Origin of the sequence: Geobacillus sp. CX412, from assembly GCF_027942335.1 — a bacterium.
Classification (GTDB): domain Bacteria; phylum Bacillota; class Bacilli; order Bacillales; family Anoxybacillaceae; genus Parageobacillus_B; species Parageobacillus_B toebii.
Window position 1 is genome coordinate 3,317,958 of the sequence record NZ_CP103461.1, and the last position, 15,303, is coordinate 3,333,260.

Below are 15,303 nucleotides of genomic sequence, written 5' to 3' on the forward strand. Positions count from 1 at the left end.
AATAATGCCCTCCTTCTATTGATTATCCGCGAAGTTCATAAACTTCTGGTTTTTGTGCTTGATGTGGGTGTTCGCTTCCACGATATACGTGCAATTTTTTAAACATTTGACGACCTAAGCGACCTTTTGGAAGCATTCCGCGTATAGCTCTTTCAAGCATTTGCTCTGGATAATTTGTACGCATTTCTAACGCCGTTCTTACTTTTAATCCACCTGGATGCAAGCTATGACGATAGTATAGTTTCTTTGTTAATTTCTTTCCAGTTAGTTCAATTTTCTCAGCGTTGATAATGATGACATGATCACCACAATCCACATGTGGTGTGAATGTTGGTTTATGTTTGCCACGCAAAATGGCTGCTACTTCACTTGCAAGGCGTCCTAACGTTTTACCAGCAGCGTCGACAACGTACCATTTACGTTCTACTTCATTCGGCTTCGCCATATAAGTTGTACGCATACTTTTCCCTCCTAAATAAAAAATCAACGAACATCATCTATTTATCTCAACACGATTACTTTCCGGGGCTAATCGTGGAAAAATACATACCATATGATATAATATCTCTTTAGCATATCAATGTCAAGAAAATGTTACACCAGGACTAGTTGTCATAATATACTTTCCATAAATATAATCCTTGCGGTGGAGCCGTTTTGCCAGCAAACTGGCGATCTTTTGCCTCAAAAGCGTGTGAGATGCTATCTATACTCCGTTTTCCTTGCCCAACTTCCAAAATCGTTCCAACGATAATCCGCACCATATTATATAAAAACCCGTTGCCAATAAAGCAAAATTCCAATAAATCATCATGCATCGCCATATCTGCTTTATAAATCGTGCGTACACGATCATCAACATCCGTCTTTGCTGAACAAAAGCTAGTAAAGTCATGCGTGCCCTCTATAAGTCGCAATGCATGTCTCATCGCTTCCATATCAAGTGGATAAGGGTAATGATAGCAATAATTACGTAAAAATACGTCACGTTCTTGGGCAATTCGTACTTTATATCGATATTCTTTTGCTTTGGCACTAAAACGCGCATGAAAAGAAGGATCTGCTTCTTGTACATCTTTAATCACTATATCATCCGGTAACTGGGCATTTAATGCTTTTTTCCATTGATCTGGAGAAAGCGATAAGAACGTATCGAAATGAATTACTTGCCCGTATGCATGAACACCCGCATCTGTCCTTCCTGAAGCAGTAACACGAATCGCTTTCCCTTTATGCATTTGTTCGAGCACTCGTTCTAACTCGCCTTGCACCGTTCGTTTGCCAGGCTGAATTTGGTAACCGAAAAAATGTGTACCGTCATAGGAAAGCGTGCATTTGATCCGTTTACTCATTTTTCTCACCCTGTTATGAGCGTAGTATAAACAAAACAACTGCTAATAATAACACTGCCGCTAAAAAAGCTGTATCTGTCCATTTCCATACAAGCAGGCGAAATTTCGTCCTTCCCTCGCCGCCGCGGTAACCGCGTGCCTCCATCGCGGTCGCCAATTCTTCGGCACGTTTAAACGAACTGATAAACAATGGAACAAGCAAGGAGACGATTGCCTTGATTCTTTCAGAAAACGGCCCCCCTGTAAAGTCGACACCGCGTGCGGTTTGTGCTTTTATAATTTTCTCCGTCTCTTCCATTAACGTCGGGATAAAGCGAAGCGAAATAGACATCATTAGCGCCAGTTCATGGACAGGGACGCGCATTTTCTTCAACGGCGCCAGTAGGCTTTCCACTCCGTCAGTCACTTCGATCGGGGTGGTTGTTAAGGTTAATAAAGTAGTAATAATAATGAGCAGCAGAAAACGCAGCGAAATAAAAATTCCTTGCTTGACGCCGCCTTCGTAAATCGAAAAGGAACCAATTTGGTACAGCACATCTCCTTCTTTTGTCATAAAGACATGCAGCAAAAAAGTAAAGACGATAACCCATATAATCGGTTTTAAACCTTTAATCACAAACGATAACGGAATGCGCGATAATGCTAAAAGACTAAACGTAAATATCGTTAAAACAGCATAAGTAGCACTATTATTCGCTAGAAAAACAATAAATACATATATAAAGATGATTAGCAGTTTCGCGCGCGGATCCATGCGGTGAATCACGGAATCGCCTGGTACATATTTGCCGATAATCATGCTATTCATCATGGGCGTTCACCTTGGAAAATAATTTTTGAATGGCGTCTACGGTCTGCTCGATCGTCAAACACGGAGACGGCACGGTGATCCCTAACTTTTTCTCCAATTCTTTTTTTAGCCGCACTGTCTCCGGCACATTGAGCCCAATTTCCGCCAAAGAATCGCTATCTTGAAAAATTTGCTGTGGTGTCCCCGTTTTCCACACTGTTCCTTTATGCATGACAATCATATAATCTGCGTATGCGGCAGCATCTTCCATACTATGAGTAACTAACACGGTCGTCAGCTGTTTTTCACGATGAAGGCGATAAAACATTTCCATAATTTCTTTGCGGCCGCGTGGATCTAAGCCAGCAGTTGGTTCGTCTAACACAATCACATCAGGTTCCATCGCAAGCACTCCGGCAATCGCAACACGGCGCATTTGCCCGCCGCTTAAATCGAATGGTGATTTGGTTAGTACGTCTTCTGAAAGCCCGACTAACTTAATAAGCTCCTTTGCTTTCTTTTTTGCTTCCTCCTCAGGAACGCCGAAATTCATTGGTCCGAAACATATATCTTTCTCCACCGTTTCCTCAAACAGTTGATGTTCCGGAAATTGAAAGACAATGCCAACTTTTTTTCGGAGCGGTTTTAAGTCCGTTTGCCGTTTTTTATTCGTAATCGTTTGATTTCCTATCATCACTGTTCCGCTTGTCGGCTGAAGCAAACCGTTTAGATGCTGAAGCAGCGTTGATTTTCCTGAACCAGTATGGCCGATAACCGCCACATAAGAGCCGCTTTCAATCATGATGTCTACATCGTACAACGCTCGGCGGGCAAACGGTGAGTTGGCATTATATACATGCTCTACCTTTTGGAATATAATGTCCATAATTCTTCTACCAACTCCTCTATCGTAAAGTAGCTTGAAGATAGCGGGATTCCGCACTGCTTCAGCCGGTCTCTTACTTTTACCGCAAACGGCAAATCTAAACCAATTCGTTCTAGTTTTGTCCCAAGCGCAAAAATTTGTTTCGGCGTTCCTTCTGCCATGATTTCTCCCCTATTCATAACAATAACGCGATCAGCCTTAGCGACTTCCTCTAAATCATGGGTAATGGACAATACAGTGATACGTTGCTTTTTGTTTAAATCACGGACCGTGTCTAATACTTCCTGCCTTCCTTTCGGATCTAGCATCGATGTTGCCTCATCTAAAATGATGAGATCTGGCCGCAATGCAAGGATGCCTGCAATCGCAACACGTTGTTTTTGACCACCAGAAAGGTGATGCGGTTCATGATGCAAAAACTCTTCCATACGAACTAGCTGTATAGCTTCATGCACTCTTTTGACCATTTCATCGCGAGGAATTCCATTATTTTCAAGAGCAAAAGCGACATCATCTTCTACCGTTGTTCCAACAAACTGGTTATCGGGATTTTGAAATACCATGCCAACACGGCGACGAATCTCCCAAACCGTCTGTTCATCGAGTACAGTGTGAAATAGTTTAATCACACCGCTTTCCGGTCTTAACAACCCGATAAGCAATTTAGCGATCGTTGATTTTCCTGAACCGTTATGACCGACAATCGCTAGCCATTCCCCGCGTTTCACTTGAAAGGTAACGTTTTGTACCGCGTAATCTGATTGATTCGGATATCGAAAGTATAGTTTTTCTACTGATACAATGGTTTCTTCCATCATTTCTTCCCCTTGTCTCTGACATTCTCATCTCTACTCTACTAAAAAAGGGCAAATAAAAAAAGGGCATAGATCCAGTTCAAAACAAACTGTCTCGCCCTTGTTAGCCAACCGAATCGTTTTATACTAACTCGATAATCACCATTGGTGCCCCATCACCACGACGAGGACCAAGTTTCATAATACGAGTGTAACCGCCTTGGCGATCTTGGTAACGCGGTGCAATGTCGCTAAATAGCTTTTGAAGTGCATCTTGACCTGTTTCGCTATTTGCTACTTCTTTACGGATAAATGCAGCAGCTTGACGGCGTGCATGCAAATCACCGCGTTTACCAAGCGTAATCATTTTTTCAACAACAGAACGCAATTCTTTTGCGCGCGCCTCTGTTGTTTCAATACGCTCATTAATGATTAAATCTGTTGCTAAATCACGAAGCAATGCTTTGCGTTGAGCGCTTGTACGTCCTAATTTTCTGTATGACATGAAGTGTCCCCTCCTTTTTAGCATTTTCACTACAAATCTCATTTCAGAAATGATACTTTATACGATCACGTCTATTTTTAGAAACGTAAGCGTTCATGTATCTAGTAACATGAAAATACTAGTTAAACAAACGTTAACTAGTCATCTTTACGCAAACTGAGACCGAGTTCAGCAAGCTTTGCTTTTACTTCTTCGAGAGATTTGCGACCGAGATTGCGCACTTTCATCATATCTTCTTCCGTTTTTTGCGTAAGCTCTTGAACGGTGTTAATACCAGCACGTTTTAAACAGTTGTAGGAACGAACAGAAAGATCAAGTTCTTCAATTGTCATTTCGAGCACTTTTTCTTTTTGATCTTCCTCTTTTTCTACCATGATTTCGGCATTTTGTGCTTCGTCTGTTAGGCTAACGAAAATATTTAAGTGCTCGGTCAAAATTTTTGCGCCGAGAGCAATCGCTTCTTTTGGTCCAATGCTCCCATCTGTCCACACATCTATCGTTAACTTATCATAGTCTGTCACTTGACCGACACGCGTATTTTCTACTTGATAAGAAACGCGTGAAACCGGTGTATAAATCGAATCGATAGGGATAACGCCTATTGGCTGATCCTCGCGTTTATTGGCCTCAGCTGGAACATACCCACGCCCTCGTTTTGCTGTCATTCTCATGCGTAAGCGCCCGCCTTCTGCTAACGTAGCAATATGAAGGTCCGGGTTTAAAATTTCTACATCGCTGTCGTGAGTAATATCAGCAGCTGTGACAACTCCTTCGCCCTGTGCATCAATTTCCAACGTTTTTTCTTCGTCAGAATAAATTTTCAACGCTAATTTTTTTATATTTAAAATAATTGCTGTCACATCTTCTACGACGCCATCAATCGTTGAGAACTCATGCAGCACACCATCTATTTGAACCGATGTCACAGCAGCACCAGGGAGTGAAGACAATAGGATACGACGTAAGGAGTTACCCAAAGTTGTACCATATCCACGCTCAAGCGGTTCGACAACGAATTTGCCATATTTGGCATCTTCGCTGATTTCAACCGTTTCGATTCTCGGTTTTTCAATTTCGATCATTAGTTATTATACCCTCCTTCAAAACGTCGAAACCCCGACCAAACGATAAACGCCTAATCGAAATTCCCCCATGAATAAGTTCCCAAATGTGCGAATGGCTGAGCAAAACTTCCCTGTAATTTAATACTTATCATATCCCATTATTGACAAGGATACAAATTCTATACAGGGGTATTACACACGGCGACGTTTTGGCGGACGGCATCCATTGTGCGGTATAGGAGTTACGTCTTTAATTGCTGTAATTTCTAATCCAGCTGCTTGTAATGCACGAATCGCTGCCTCACGACCAGCACCAGGGCCTTTTACATTTACTTCTACTGTTTTCATTCCATGTTCCATGGAGGCTTTTGCAGCTGCTTCTGCTGCCATTTGTGCCGCAAACGGCGTCGATTTACGAGAGCCTTTAAAACCTAATGCTCCAGCACTTGACCAAGCAATCGTGTTACCGTGAACGTCAGTAATTGTTACGATCGTATTGTTAAATGTTGAACGGATATGCGCAATACCAGTCTCAATATTTTTTCTTACACGGCGTTTGCGTGTATTTGTTTTACGTGCCATTCGTGGAATTACCTCCTTTGCTTAATTATTTTTTCTTGTTTGCTACTGTACGGCGTGGACCTTTACGTGTACGAGCATTGTTTTTCGTATTTTGACCGCGAACTGGCAAGCCGCGACGATGACGAATACCGCGATAGCATCCGATTTCGATTAAACGTTTGATATTTAGCGATACTTCGCGACGAAGATCTCCTTCTACTTTCAAACGACCAACGATTTCACGAATTCTTCCTAGTTCTTCTTCTGTCAAATCACGAACGCGTGTATCTTCGGAAACGCCAGCCTCCGCTAAGATTTTTTTAGCAGTAGATTTACCGATTCCGTAGATATATGTTAACGAAATGACTACACGTTTGTCACGAGGAATATCTACACCTGCAATACGTGCCATACTATACACCTCCTTAAAGATTACCCTTGTCTTTGTTTATGTTTTGGATTTTCGCAAATTACCATAACTTTGCCACGTCTACGAATAACTTTGCATTTTTCGCAAATAGGTTTTACAGATGGTCTTACTTTCATGTCCTTTAACCTCCTTATTGATGCGGAGTCCTTTATTTATAGCGGTACGTGATCCGACCGCGAGTCAAATCATACGGAGATAATTCTACCGTAACTTTATCTCCTGGTAAAATTCGAATGAAGTGCATGCGAATTTTGCCAGAAACGTGTGCCAATACCGTATGACCGTTTTCTAATTCCACACGGAACATGGCATTGGGCAATGTTTCGACAACGGTGCCTTCCACTTCAATTACATCGTCTTTAGCCATCGAACGGCTCTCCCTCCTTCGAATGAGTAACATAGTGTTAGGAAAAAACCGAACGCATACTATATCTACGAATTGCTACACGACCAGTCTCCATCATGATTATATTAGAGAGTTGTTAAAATTTCATAGCCATTTTCTGTAATGGCAATCGTATGCTCAAAATGAGCACACATCTTTCCATCTACTGTAACGACCGTCCAGTTATCGGCAAGTGTTTTAACATAACGGCTTCCCGCATTTACCATCGGTTCAATACATAGCGTCATTCCTGGTTTCAAACGTGGCCCTTTATTTGGCGGACCATAATGCGGTATTTGTGGGTCTTCATGTAAGTTTTGACCAATTCCGTGCCCAACATACTCGCGAACAATCGAAAAATGATGGGATTCGACGTACGTTTGTATAGCATGGGAAATATTGGACAAACGGGCACCTGGTTTTGCTTCTTCTAATCCTATATATAAGGATTTTTCCGTTACTTCAAGAAGTTTTTTCGTTTCTTCCGCAATTTCCCCAACAGGATACGTCCATGCAGAGTCGGCATGATAACCATTATATTGGGCCCCGACATCAATGCTAATAATATCGCCTTCTTTTAACACCCGGTCACCAGGAATACCGTGAACGAGTTCTTCATTTACCGAAGCGCAAATGCTGCCAGGGAATCCGTTGTATCCTTTAAACGAAGGAATTGCCCCATGTTTCCGTATAACTGCTTCAGCAATCGCATCCAACTCTTTTGTCGTAATTCCAGGACGAATATGTTTTTCTAACTCTTGGCGAGTCAAAGCAACAATTTTTCCTGCCTCACGCATGATTTCAATTTCACGCGGAGTTTTGCAAATAATCATTATTGTAATCCCCCAAGAAGTTCACGAATGTCCGCAAATACTTTTTCAATGTCCTGTTGTCCGTTAATATGGCGTAAATACCCTTTCTTTTCATAAAACTCAAGCAATGGCTGCGTTTGTTTTATATTGACTTCGAGACGGTTTGCTACCGTTTCCTCATTGTCATCTGCACGTTGGTACAGTTCACCGCCACATTTGTCACAAACACCAGACTTTGCTGGTGGGTTAAACACGAGGTGGTACGTTGCACCACAGTTTTTACAAATTCTTCTTCCAGTTAACCGCTCCATTAAAATATCTTTGTCGACTTGAATATGGATGACATAGTCGATCGAACGATTTAATTCCGCTAGAATGTTTTCTAATGCTTCCGCTTGAGCAACGGTCCGCGGAAACCCATCTAGCAAAAACCCTTTTTGGCAGTCATCTTTGCTTAAACGCTCGCGAACGATCCCAATCGTCACTTCATCAGGAACTAGATCGCCGCGGTCCATATACTCTTTCGCTTGCAGTCCTAATGGCGTCCCTTCTTTAATGGCAGCACGAAACATGTCGCCAGTCGAAATATGCGGAATCCCATATGTTTCAACGATTTTCTCCGCTTGAGTACCTTTCCCAGCGCCCGGCAATCCCATTAGTACTAAATTCATCCTCGCTCCCCCTCAGCTCTATAGAGGTTAGGGTACCCCTGACCTCTTTATTTAATAAAACCACGATAGTGACGTTTTACAAGCTGACTTTCAAGTTGTTTCATTGTCTCAAGTGCAACACCGACAACAATGAGCAAACTTGTTCCACCGATTTGAGCGGAAGGCGGCAATTTAGCAAATTCCACAAAGAAAACAGGAAGAATTGCAATAGCCGCTAAAAATAGCGAACCGACAAAAGTAAGCCGGTAAAGAATTTTCGTTACATATTCCTGTGTATTCTTTCCTGGACGTATTCCTGGGATGTAACCACCTTGTTTTTTCAGGTTGTCCGCCATCTGTTCCGGATTGACTTGGACAAATGCATAGAAATACGTAAACGCAATAATTAATAGAACATAAATAACCATGCCAACTGGATGTGTATAATCGAATGTTTTCCGAATCCACAATGTTACATCATTCGAACCAAAAAACGATGCAATTGTTGGTGGAGCAACAAGAAACGACACAGCAAAAATAACTGGAATCACTCCCGCTGGATTTACTTTCAGCGGCAAGTGAGTAGAATGCCCGCCAACTGGGCTGCGTCCTTCCAGTCGTTTTGCATATTGAATCGGAATTTTCCGGAATGCTTGTTGAATGTAAATAACGCCAACGATAACAACAACTACCGCTAACGCAACAAGCAGAAGCTTAACAATTCGTAAGAACAAATCTTCGCCGATGTTTTCAAATTGTTGAGCATAAATTTGGTTTAACACGGCAGGGATACCGGAGACAATCCCGGCAAAAATAATGATCGAAATGCCGTTTCCAACACCTTTAGCAGTAATTTGTTCTCCAAGCCACATTAGAAATGCAGTTCCGGCTGTTAACACCGTTGCAATTAACAGGTATGTTGGTATTCCAGGATTTTTAATGAGCGCTCCTGAAGCTAGGTTATTAAAACCGTATGACATTCCGAGCGCCTGAATAAAACCTAAAACGACCGTAAAATAGCGGGTAAACTGAGCTAATTTACGTCGTCCAACCTCACCTTGCTTTGACCACTCCGTAAATTTAGGAACAACATCCATCTGCAAAAGCTGCACGATGATGGATGCTGTAATATACGGCATGACGCCCATCGCAAAAATGGAAAAGTTTTGTAATGCCCCGCCGCCGAATATGTTCAGAACACCGAAAGCGTTCATTTGGTCTTGCACTTTTAATACATCCGCATTCACATTCGGCACAGGAATAAACGTCCCAATTCGGAACACAACGAGCATGAGAAGAGTAAAAATAATTTTTTTTCTTATATCACCGACGCGCATAAAGTTGGAGATTGTCCGAAACATTAAATCACCTCAGTTTTACCGCCAGCAGCTTCAATCGCTTCTTTCGCAGAAGCAGAGAATTTATGAGCTTTTACCGTTAACTTTTTCTCGATTTGGCCTTTTCCTAAAATTTTCACACCTGATTTTAATTTGCTGATTACGCCAGTTTCAAGCAACAATTCAGGCGTTACTTCTGTACCGTCTTCAAAGCGATTTAACTTATCAAGGTTGACGATCGTATATTCTTTGCGATTAATGTTGGTAAAACCGCGTTTTGGAAGACGACGGAATAAAGGAGTTTGACCACCTTCAAAACCGAGGCGTACCCCACCGCCAGAGCGTGCATTTTGACCTTTTTGACCTCTACCAGACGTTTTACCTTTACCAGAACCGATACCACGGCCCACGCGAGTGCGTTCTTTGCGGGAACCTGGTGCTGGTTGTAATTCATGAAGTTTCATCGCGAAGCACCTCCTTATGATCATTATTCTTCAATTTCTTTTACTTTGACAAGGTGAGCGACTTTGTTAATCATCCCGCGAATCGCAGGATTATCATTATGAACGACGGTTTGGTGCATTTTGCGTAAACCTAACGTTTTCACTGTGATCCGTTGATCTTCTGGACGACCGATGACGCTGCGAGTGAGGGTAATCTCCAATTTTTTTGCCATTGTATTTCCCTCCTTATCCTAACAGTTCCTCAACTGTTTTACCGCGCAATCTCGCTACATCTTCTGCACGTTTTAATTGTTTTAACCCGTCAACAGTAGCGCGCACCATGTTAATTGGCGTATTCGAACCGATAGATTTAGATAAAATGTCGCTAATACCCGCTAACTCTAGTACAGCACGAGCTGGACCACCAGCGATAACCCCTGTACCTTCGGATGCAGGTTTCAAAATGATTTTCCCTGCTCCAAAATGACCGATCACTTCGTGAGGAATCGTTGTTCCAACAATCGGTACTTCAATTAAATTTTTCTTCGCATCTTCAATCGCTTTGCGGATCGCATCAGGAACTTCTTGTGCTTTTCCTGTACCAAAACCGACATGACCGTTTTTATCGCCGACCACCACTAATGCGGAAAAGCGTAAACGACGTCCACCTTTTACTACCTTTGCAACACGGTTCACCGCTACTACGCGCTCTTCAAGTTCAAGTTTATTTGGATCGATACGACGCATCATTGTCCCTCCTTTATAATTAGAATTCTAAGCCAGCTTCGCGAGCAGCATCAGCAAGTGCTTTTACACGTCCGTGATATAAATATCCGCCGCGGTCGAAAACGACCTTTTTAATTCCTTTTTCTAACGCACGTTTTGCGACTAATTCGCCAACTTTTTTTGCTGCTTCGATATTTCCAGTCGATTCTAAGTCAAATTCTTTATCTAATGTAGAAGCGCTGACAATCGTTACTGCTTTCATATCATCAATAATTTGCGCATAAATGTGTTTATTAGAACGGAACACATTTAAGCGTGGACGTTCAGCAGTTCCAAATATTTTTTTGCGAACGCGCGCATGTCTTTTTTTACGAACTGCGTTACGGTCAACTTTTGTGATCATTTATGTCACTCCTTTCATTTCGCTAAGCTGCATTATTTGCCAGTTTTACCTTCTTTAAGACGTACGACTTCGCCTTCGTAGCGAATACCTTTGCCTTTATATGGTTCAGGTGGACGCACAGCGCGAATATTCGCTGCAAGTTCGCCGACACGTTGTTTGTCTGCACCTTTTACAACGATTTTTGTTTGTGAAGGAACTTCAATTTCTAATCCTTCTTCCGGTTCAATTTCTACTGGATGAGAAAAACCGACGTTCAGTACAAGTTTTTTACCTTGTTTCGCCGCACGATAACCGACACCGACTAATTCAAGCGTTTTTTCGTAACCTTTTGATACACCTTCAACCATGTTTGCAAGCAAACTGCGAGTCGTACCATGAAGAGCACGATGGCGTTTTTCGTCGCTCGGACGAGTAACAGTGATTACATTATCTTCTACTTTAATTGTCATATCTGGATGAAAAGTGCGAGTCAATTCGCCTTTTGGTCCTTTCACTGTAACGGTATTGCCGTTAACCGTTACTGTTACACCAGACGGAATTTCAATTGGCTTTTTACCAACACGTGACATGCATAAACACCTCCATTCTTAGCAAAATGAATTACCATACGTATGCGATTACTTCGCCGCCAGTTCCTTTTTGACGTGCTTCTTTATCTGTTAAAATGCCTTGAGATGTAGAAAGGATCGCAATCCCTAAACCGTTCAATACGCGAGGCACTTCATGGGCTTTAACATAAACGCGCAAACCAGGTTTGCTGATGCGTTTCAAACCGGTAATTACACGTTCGTTATTTGGGCCGTATTTTAAGAAAATACGAAGAATGCCTTGCTTATTATCTTCAATGTATTCAACATCACGAATAAATCCTTCGCGTTTTAAAATTTCCGCGATTTCACGTTTCATTTTCGAAGCAGGCACTTCGAGCTTCTCGTGACGTACCATATTCGCATTACGAATGCGAGTGAGCATATCTGCAATTGGATCTGTCATCACCATATGTTTTACCTCCTTCCCAATTCATGGGTTTATTACCAGCTTGCTTTTTTAATGCCTGGAAGTTGACCTTTGTATGCTAATTCACGGAAACAAATACGGCAAAGTTTAAATTTGCGATAAACCGAATGCGGACGACCGCAGCGTTCGCAACGGGTGTACGCTCTTACTTTAAACTTTGGCGTACGTTTTTGTTTCGCGATCATTGATTTTTTAGCCACGATTTCGCCTCCCTTATTTTACAGATGGGATTCATTATTTTTGGAATGGCATACCGAGTAATGTTAATAGTTCACGAGCCTCTTCGTCCGTTTTCGCTGTAGTAACAATAACGATATCCATACCGCGAACTTTATTTACTTTATCGTAATCAATTTCAGGGAAAATCAATTGTTCTTTAATTCCTAACGTATAGTTACCGCGACCATCAAACGACTTTTTCGATACTCCACGGAAATCACGAACACGCGGAAGAGATACAGAAATAAGTTTGTCTAAGAAATCATACATGCGTTCTCCACGCAATGTCACTTTCGCACCGATTGGCATTCCAGCGCGAAGACGGAATCCAGCGATTGATTTTTTCGCACGAGTTACAACCGGTTTTTGACCAGCGATTAATGTTAATTCTTCTACAGCACTATCAAGTGCTTTTGGATTTTGTACCGCATCACCAACACCCATGTTGATGACGATTTTTTCGATTTTTGGAACTTGCATTATAGATTTATAGTTGAACTTGCTCATTAAAGCAGGAGTCACTTCTTTTAAATACTTCTCTTTAGGCGGTTCATAAGAGTACCTCCTTTCTGACATCACAATTATTTATCTAAAATCTCACCAGATCTTTTTGCATAACGTACTTTTTTGCCATCTACAATCTTATATCCAATACGTGTTGGAAGTCCCGTTTTTGGATCTAAAGGCATTACTTTAGATACGTGAATTGGTGCCTCTTTTGTGATAATGCCGCCTTGTGGATTTGCTTGAGATGGTTTTGCGTGTTTTTTAACGATATTGACACCTTCAACAATCACACGGTTTTTCTTAGGGAATGCAGCAAGGATCACGCCTTGTTTTCCTTTATCTTTGCCGGAGATTACTTGTACTTTATCACCTTTTTTTACATGCATCGCAGTTCGCACCTCCTTAAAAGGCTTTTCCTGTCCGTTAAATTACTTCTGGAGCTAAAGAAATGATTTTCATAAAGTCTTTGTCACGTAATTCACGTGCAACAGGTCCGAAAATACGTGTGCCACGCGGGCTTTTATCATCACGAATAATGACGCAAGCATTTTCATCAAAGCGGATATAAGAACCGTCAGAGCGACGAACACCACGTTTCGTACGAACAACTACCGCTTTCACTACTTGACCTTTTTTAACAACGCCACCTGGTGTCGCTTCTTTAACTGTCGCAACGACCACATCGCCAATGTTTGCGTAGCGGCGACCAGAACCGCCTAATACTTTAATGACAAGCACTTCACGTGCGCCTGAGTTATCAGCTACTTTTAAACGAGATTCTTGTTGAATCATTGACGAAACCTCCTTTCGGAATTATATCACGATCCGAACATAGATAATGATTAAACGATAACTGCTTTTTCAACGATTTCTACTAAACGGAAACGCTTCGTTGCAGAAAGCGGGCGAGTCTCCATAATTTTTACGATATCGCCGACTTTTGCGATGTTGTTTTCATCATGCGCTTTATATTTTTTTGAATATTTCACGCGTTTGCCGTAAAGCGGATGTTTTTTGTATGTTTCAACAAGAACAGTAATGGTTTTATCCATTTTGTCGGATACAACGCGGCCTACGTACACTTTGCGTTGATTGCGCTCACTCATGTCGCAAACCTCCTCTCAAACGGTTATTTTTTTGCGTTCGCAGCAATCTCTCTTTCGCGGATAATCGTTTTCATGCGTGCAATATCTTTACGCACTTGGCGGATGCGTGCTGTGTTTTCTAATTGCCCTGTTGCCAATTGGAAGCGAAGGTTGAATAATTCTTCTTTTAACGCTTTAATTTTTTGTTCGATTTCGGCAGTGGTAAGTTCACGAATTTCTTTAGCTTTCATTTGCTTCACCACCAATTTCTTCACGTTTTACAAACTTGCATTTGATCGGAAGTTTGTGAGAAGCAAGACGCAATGCTTCACGTGCTACTTCCTCAGAAACACCGCCAACTTCAAACATTACTTTACCTGGTTTTACAACAGCTACCCAACCTTCAGGAGCACCTTTACCGGAACCCATCCGTACTTCCAATGGTTTTGCTGTATATGGTTTAGAAGGGAAAATTTTAATCCAAACTTTACCGCCACGTTTCATATAACGAGTCATCGCACGACGAGCAGCCTCGATTTGTCGGTTTGTGATCCAAGCAGATTCTAGCGCTTGCAATCCGTACTCACCGAAATGTACTTCCGTACCGCCTTTTGCGCGCCCTTTCATGCGTCCGCGATGTTCACGACGATATTTTACGCGTTTTGGCATTAACATGATTATTTTCCTCCTTCCTCAGTTTTCTTTTTTGTCGGAAGGACCTCTCCACGATAAATCCATACTTTTACACCAAGTTTTCCGTATGTTGTATCCGCTTCTGCAGTTGCATAATCGATGTCAGCGCGAAGCGTGTGGAGTGGAACAGTTCCTTCACTGTAATGTTCAGAACGTGCGATATCCGCACCGCCAAGACGACCGGATACCATCGTTTTAATCCCTTTTGCTCCTGCGCGCATTGCACGTTGAATCGCTTGTTTTTGCGCACGACGGAACGAAACGCGGTTTTCAAGTTGGCGTGCAATGTTTTCGGCAACTAGTTTCGCATCTAAGTCTGGCTTTTTGATTTCAACGATGTTAATGTGAACACGTTTGCCAGTTAATTGCGTTAATGCCTTGCGAAGCGCCTCTACTTCTGAACCACCTTTTCCGATCACCATGCCTGGTTTCGCTGTGTGAATCGTAATGTTAACGCGGTTTGCTGCACGTTCAATTTCAATGCGAGATACTGCAGCGTCTTGCAAACGTTTATTAATATACTCACGGATTTTTAGATCCTCATGTAAAAGGTCCGCATAATCTTTTTCAGCGTACCATCTAGAGTCCCAGTCACGAATAATGCCGATGCGGAGACCGACCGGATTCACCTTTTGACCCACTGA

Annotated in this window: 28 protein-coding genes; all 28 read right to left on the bottom strand. The window is 42.1% G+C overall.

Features of this window, described 5'->3' with window-relative positions; all coding sequences use genetic code 11:
- Positions 1–22: 22 nt before the first annotated feature.
- The 28 genes from rplM to rpsC all read right to left on the bottom strand — a co-directional run bounded on the left by rplM (position 23) and on the right by rpsC (position 15,300).
- A complete protein-coding gene (gene rplM / locus NXM86_RS17300) occupies positions 23–460 on the bottom strand; it encodes a 50S ribosomal protein L13 (protein ID WP_012748909.1) in 438 nt (145 codons plus the stop codon).
- A gap of 145 nt (positions 461–605) precedes the next feature.
- Positions 606–1,352, bottom strand: coding sequence for a tRNA pseudouridine(38-40) synthase TruA (gene truA / locus NXM86_RS17305; RefSeq protein WP_012748908.1), 747 nt, complete (start codon positions 1,350–1,352; stop codon positions 606–608).
- A 13-nt stretch (positions 1,353–1,365) separates the two neighbouring features.
- Complete coding sequence (locus tag NXM86_RS17310; RefSeq protein WP_012748907.1) at positions 1,366–2,163, bottom strand: energy-coupling factor transporter transmembrane component T family protein; 798 nt, start codon at positions 2,161–2,163, stop codon at positions 1,366–1,368.
- The gene (locus NXM86_RS17315; RefSeq protein WP_062756053.1) at positions 2,153–3,028 is read right to left on the bottom strand and encodes an energy-coupling factor ABC transporter ATP-binding protein; all 876 of its coding nucleotides are present in this window, start codon (positions 3,026–3,028) and stop codon (positions 2,153–2,155) included. The genes NXM86_RS17310 and NXM86_RS17315 overlap by 11 nt, the downstream gene beginning before the upstream one ends.
- A complete protein-coding gene (locus tag NXM86_RS17320) occupies positions 3,004–3,843 on the bottom strand; it encodes an energy-coupling factor ABC transporter ATP-binding protein (RefSeq protein ID WP_062756055.1) in 840 nt (279 codons plus the stop codon). Before NXM86_RS17320 ends, NXM86_RS17315 begins: the two co-directional genes overlap by 25 nt.
- Before the next feature lie 121 nt (positions 3,844–3,964).
- Complete coding sequence (rplQ, locus tag NXM86_RS17325) at positions 3,965–4,327, bottom strand: 50S ribosomal protein L17 (RefSeq protein WP_012748904.1); 363 nt, start codon at positions 4,325–4,327, stop codon at positions 3,965–3,967.
- Between the two features lie 137 nt (positions 4,328–4,464).
- A complete protein-coding gene (locus tag NXM86_RS17330) occupies positions 4,465–5,409 on the bottom strand; it encodes a DNA-directed RNA polymerase subunit alpha (RefSeq protein ID WP_012748903.1) in 945 nt (314 codons plus the stop codon).
- Between the two features lie 174 nt (positions 5,410–5,583).
- Positions 5,584–5,973 carry a 30S ribosomal protein S11 gene (rpsK, locus tag NXM86_RS17335; RefSeq protein WP_003247621.1) on the bottom strand — a complete coding sequence of 130 codons (390 nt, stop codon included), beginning with the start codon at positions 5,971–5,973 and terminating at the stop codon, positions 5,584–5,586.
- 25 nt (positions 5,974–5,998) lie between these two features.
- On the bottom strand, positions 5,999–6,364 hold the full coding sequence (gene rpsM, locus NXM86_RS17340) for a 30S ribosomal protein S13 (RefSeq protein WP_012748902.1): 366 nt from the start codon (positions 6,362–6,364) through the stop codon (positions 5,999–6,001).
- A gap of 20 nt (positions 6,365–6,384) precedes the next feature.
- Positions 6,385–6,498, bottom strand: coding sequence for a 50S ribosomal protein L36 (gene rpmJ, locus NXM86_RS17345; RefSeq protein WP_003247619.1), 114 nt, complete (start codon positions 6,496–6,498; stop codon positions 6,385–6,387).
- Between the two features lie 32 nt (positions 6,499–6,530).
- Entirely contained in the window at positions 6,531–6,749 is a 219-nt protein-coding gene (gene infA, locus NXM86_RS17350; RefSeq protein ID WP_003247618.1) for a translation initiation factor IF-1, read from the bottom strand.
- Positions 6,750–6,853: 104 nt separating this feature from the next.
- Positions 6,854–7,600: a type I methionyl aminopeptidase gene (gene map / locus NXM86_RS17355; RefSeq protein WP_012748901.1), complete on the bottom strand. Its 747-nt coding sequence runs from the start codon at positions 7,598–7,600 to the stop codon at positions 6,854–6,856.
- Positions 7,600–8,250 carry an adenylate kinase gene (locus NXM86_RS17360; protein ID WP_012748900.1) on the bottom strand — a complete coding sequence of 217 codons (651 nt, stop codon included), beginning with the start codon at positions 8,248–8,250 and terminating at the stop codon, positions 7,600–7,602. Before NXM86_RS17360 ends, map begins: the two co-directional genes overlap by 1 nt.
- 47 nt (positions 8,251–8,297) lie before the next feature.
- Complete coding sequence (secY, locus tag NXM86_RS17365; protein ID WP_081189184.1) at positions 8,298–9,590, bottom strand: preprotein translocase subunit SecY; 1,293 nt, start codon at positions 9,588–9,590, stop codon at positions 8,298–8,300.
- A complete protein-coding gene (rplO, locus tag NXM86_RS17370; protein WP_081189183.1) occupies positions 9,590–10,030 on the bottom strand; it encodes a 50S ribosomal protein L15 in 441 nt (146 codons plus the stop codon). Before rplO ends, secY begins: the two co-directional genes overlap by 1 nt.
- A gap of 23 nt (positions 10,031–10,053) precedes the next feature.
- Positions 10,054–10,242 carry a 50S ribosomal protein L30 gene (rpmD, locus tag NXM86_RS17375; protein ID WP_012748897.1) on the bottom strand — a complete coding sequence of 63 codons (189 nt, stop codon included), beginning with the start codon at positions 10,240–10,242 and terminating at the stop codon, positions 10,054–10,056.
- A gap of 13 nt (positions 10,243–10,255) precedes the next feature.
- Positions 10,256–10,756 carry a 30S ribosomal protein S5 gene (gene rpsE, locus NXM86_RS17380; RefSeq protein ID WP_012748896.1) on the bottom strand — a complete coding sequence of 167 codons (501 nt, stop codon included), beginning with the start codon at positions 10,754–10,756 and terminating at the stop codon, positions 10,256–10,258.
- Between the two features lie 19 nt (positions 10,757–10,775).
- Complete coding sequence (rplR, locus tag NXM86_RS17385) at positions 10,776–11,138, bottom strand: 50S ribosomal protein L18 (protein WP_012748895.1); 363 nt, start codon at positions 11,136–11,138, stop codon at positions 10,776–10,778.
- A gap of 32 nt (positions 11,139–11,170) precedes the next feature.
- Positions 11,171–11,707, bottom strand: coding sequence for a 50S ribosomal protein L6 (rplF, locus tag NXM86_RS17390; protein WP_012748894.1), 537 nt, complete (start codon positions 11,705–11,707; stop codon positions 11,171–11,173).
- A gap of 31 nt (positions 11,708–11,738) precedes the next feature.
- Entirely contained in the window at positions 11,739–12,137 is a 399-nt protein-coding gene (gene rpsH, locus NXM86_RS17395) for a 30S ribosomal protein S8 (protein ID WP_012748893.1), read from the bottom strand.
- A gap of 32 nt (positions 12,138–12,169) precedes the next feature.
- The gene (locus NXM86_RS17400) at positions 12,170–12,355 is read right to left on the bottom strand and encodes a type Z 30S ribosomal protein S14 (RefSeq protein WP_003247599.1); all 186 of its coding nucleotides are present in this window, start codon (positions 12,353–12,355) and stop codon (positions 12,170–12,172) included.
- A gap of 34 nt (positions 12,356–12,389) precedes the next feature.
- Positions 12,390–12,950: a 50S ribosomal protein L5 gene (gene rplE / locus NXM86_RS17405; RefSeq protein ID WP_498958383.1), complete on the bottom strand. Its 561-nt coding sequence runs from the start codon at positions 12,948–12,950 to the stop codon at positions 12,390–12,392.
- Between the two features lie 5 nt (positions 12,951–12,955).
- Positions 12,956–13,267: a 50S ribosomal protein L24 gene (rplX, locus tag NXM86_RS17410; protein ID WP_012748891.1), complete on the bottom strand. Its 312-nt coding sequence runs from the start codon at positions 13,265–13,267 to the stop codon at positions 12,956–12,958.
- 37 nt (positions 13,268–13,304) lie between these two features.
- Positions 13,305–13,673 carry a 50S ribosomal protein L14 gene (gene rplN, locus NXM86_RS17415; protein ID WP_003247583.1) on the bottom strand — a complete coding sequence of 123 codons (369 nt, stop codon included), beginning with the start codon at positions 13,671–13,673 and terminating at the stop codon, positions 13,305–13,307.
- A 50-nt stretch (positions 13,674–13,723) separates the two neighbouring features.
- Positions 13,724–13,987, bottom strand: coding sequence for a 30S ribosomal protein S17 (gene rpsQ / locus NXM86_RS17420; protein ID WP_003247581.1), 264 nt, complete (start codon positions 13,985–13,987; stop codon positions 13,724–13,726).
- A gap of 23 nt (positions 13,988–14,010) precedes the next feature.
- Entirely contained in the window at positions 14,011–14,217 is a 207-nt protein-coding gene (gene rpmC, locus NXM86_RS17425; protein WP_003247579.1) for a 50S ribosomal protein L29, read from the bottom strand.
- Entirely contained in the window at positions 14,207–14,641 is a 435-nt protein-coding gene (gene rplP, locus NXM86_RS17430; protein WP_012748890.1) for a 50S ribosomal protein L16, read from the bottom strand. The genes rpmC and rplP overlap by 11 nt, the downstream gene beginning before the upstream one ends.
- A 2-nt stretch (positions 14,642–14,643) precedes the next feature.
- Complete coding sequence (rpsC, locus tag NXM86_RS17435; protein ID WP_012748889.1) at positions 14,644–15,300, bottom strand: 30S ribosomal protein S3; 657 nt, start codon at positions 15,298–15,300, stop codon at positions 14,644–14,646.
- Between the last annotated feature and the right edge of the window lie 3 nt (positions 15,301–15,303).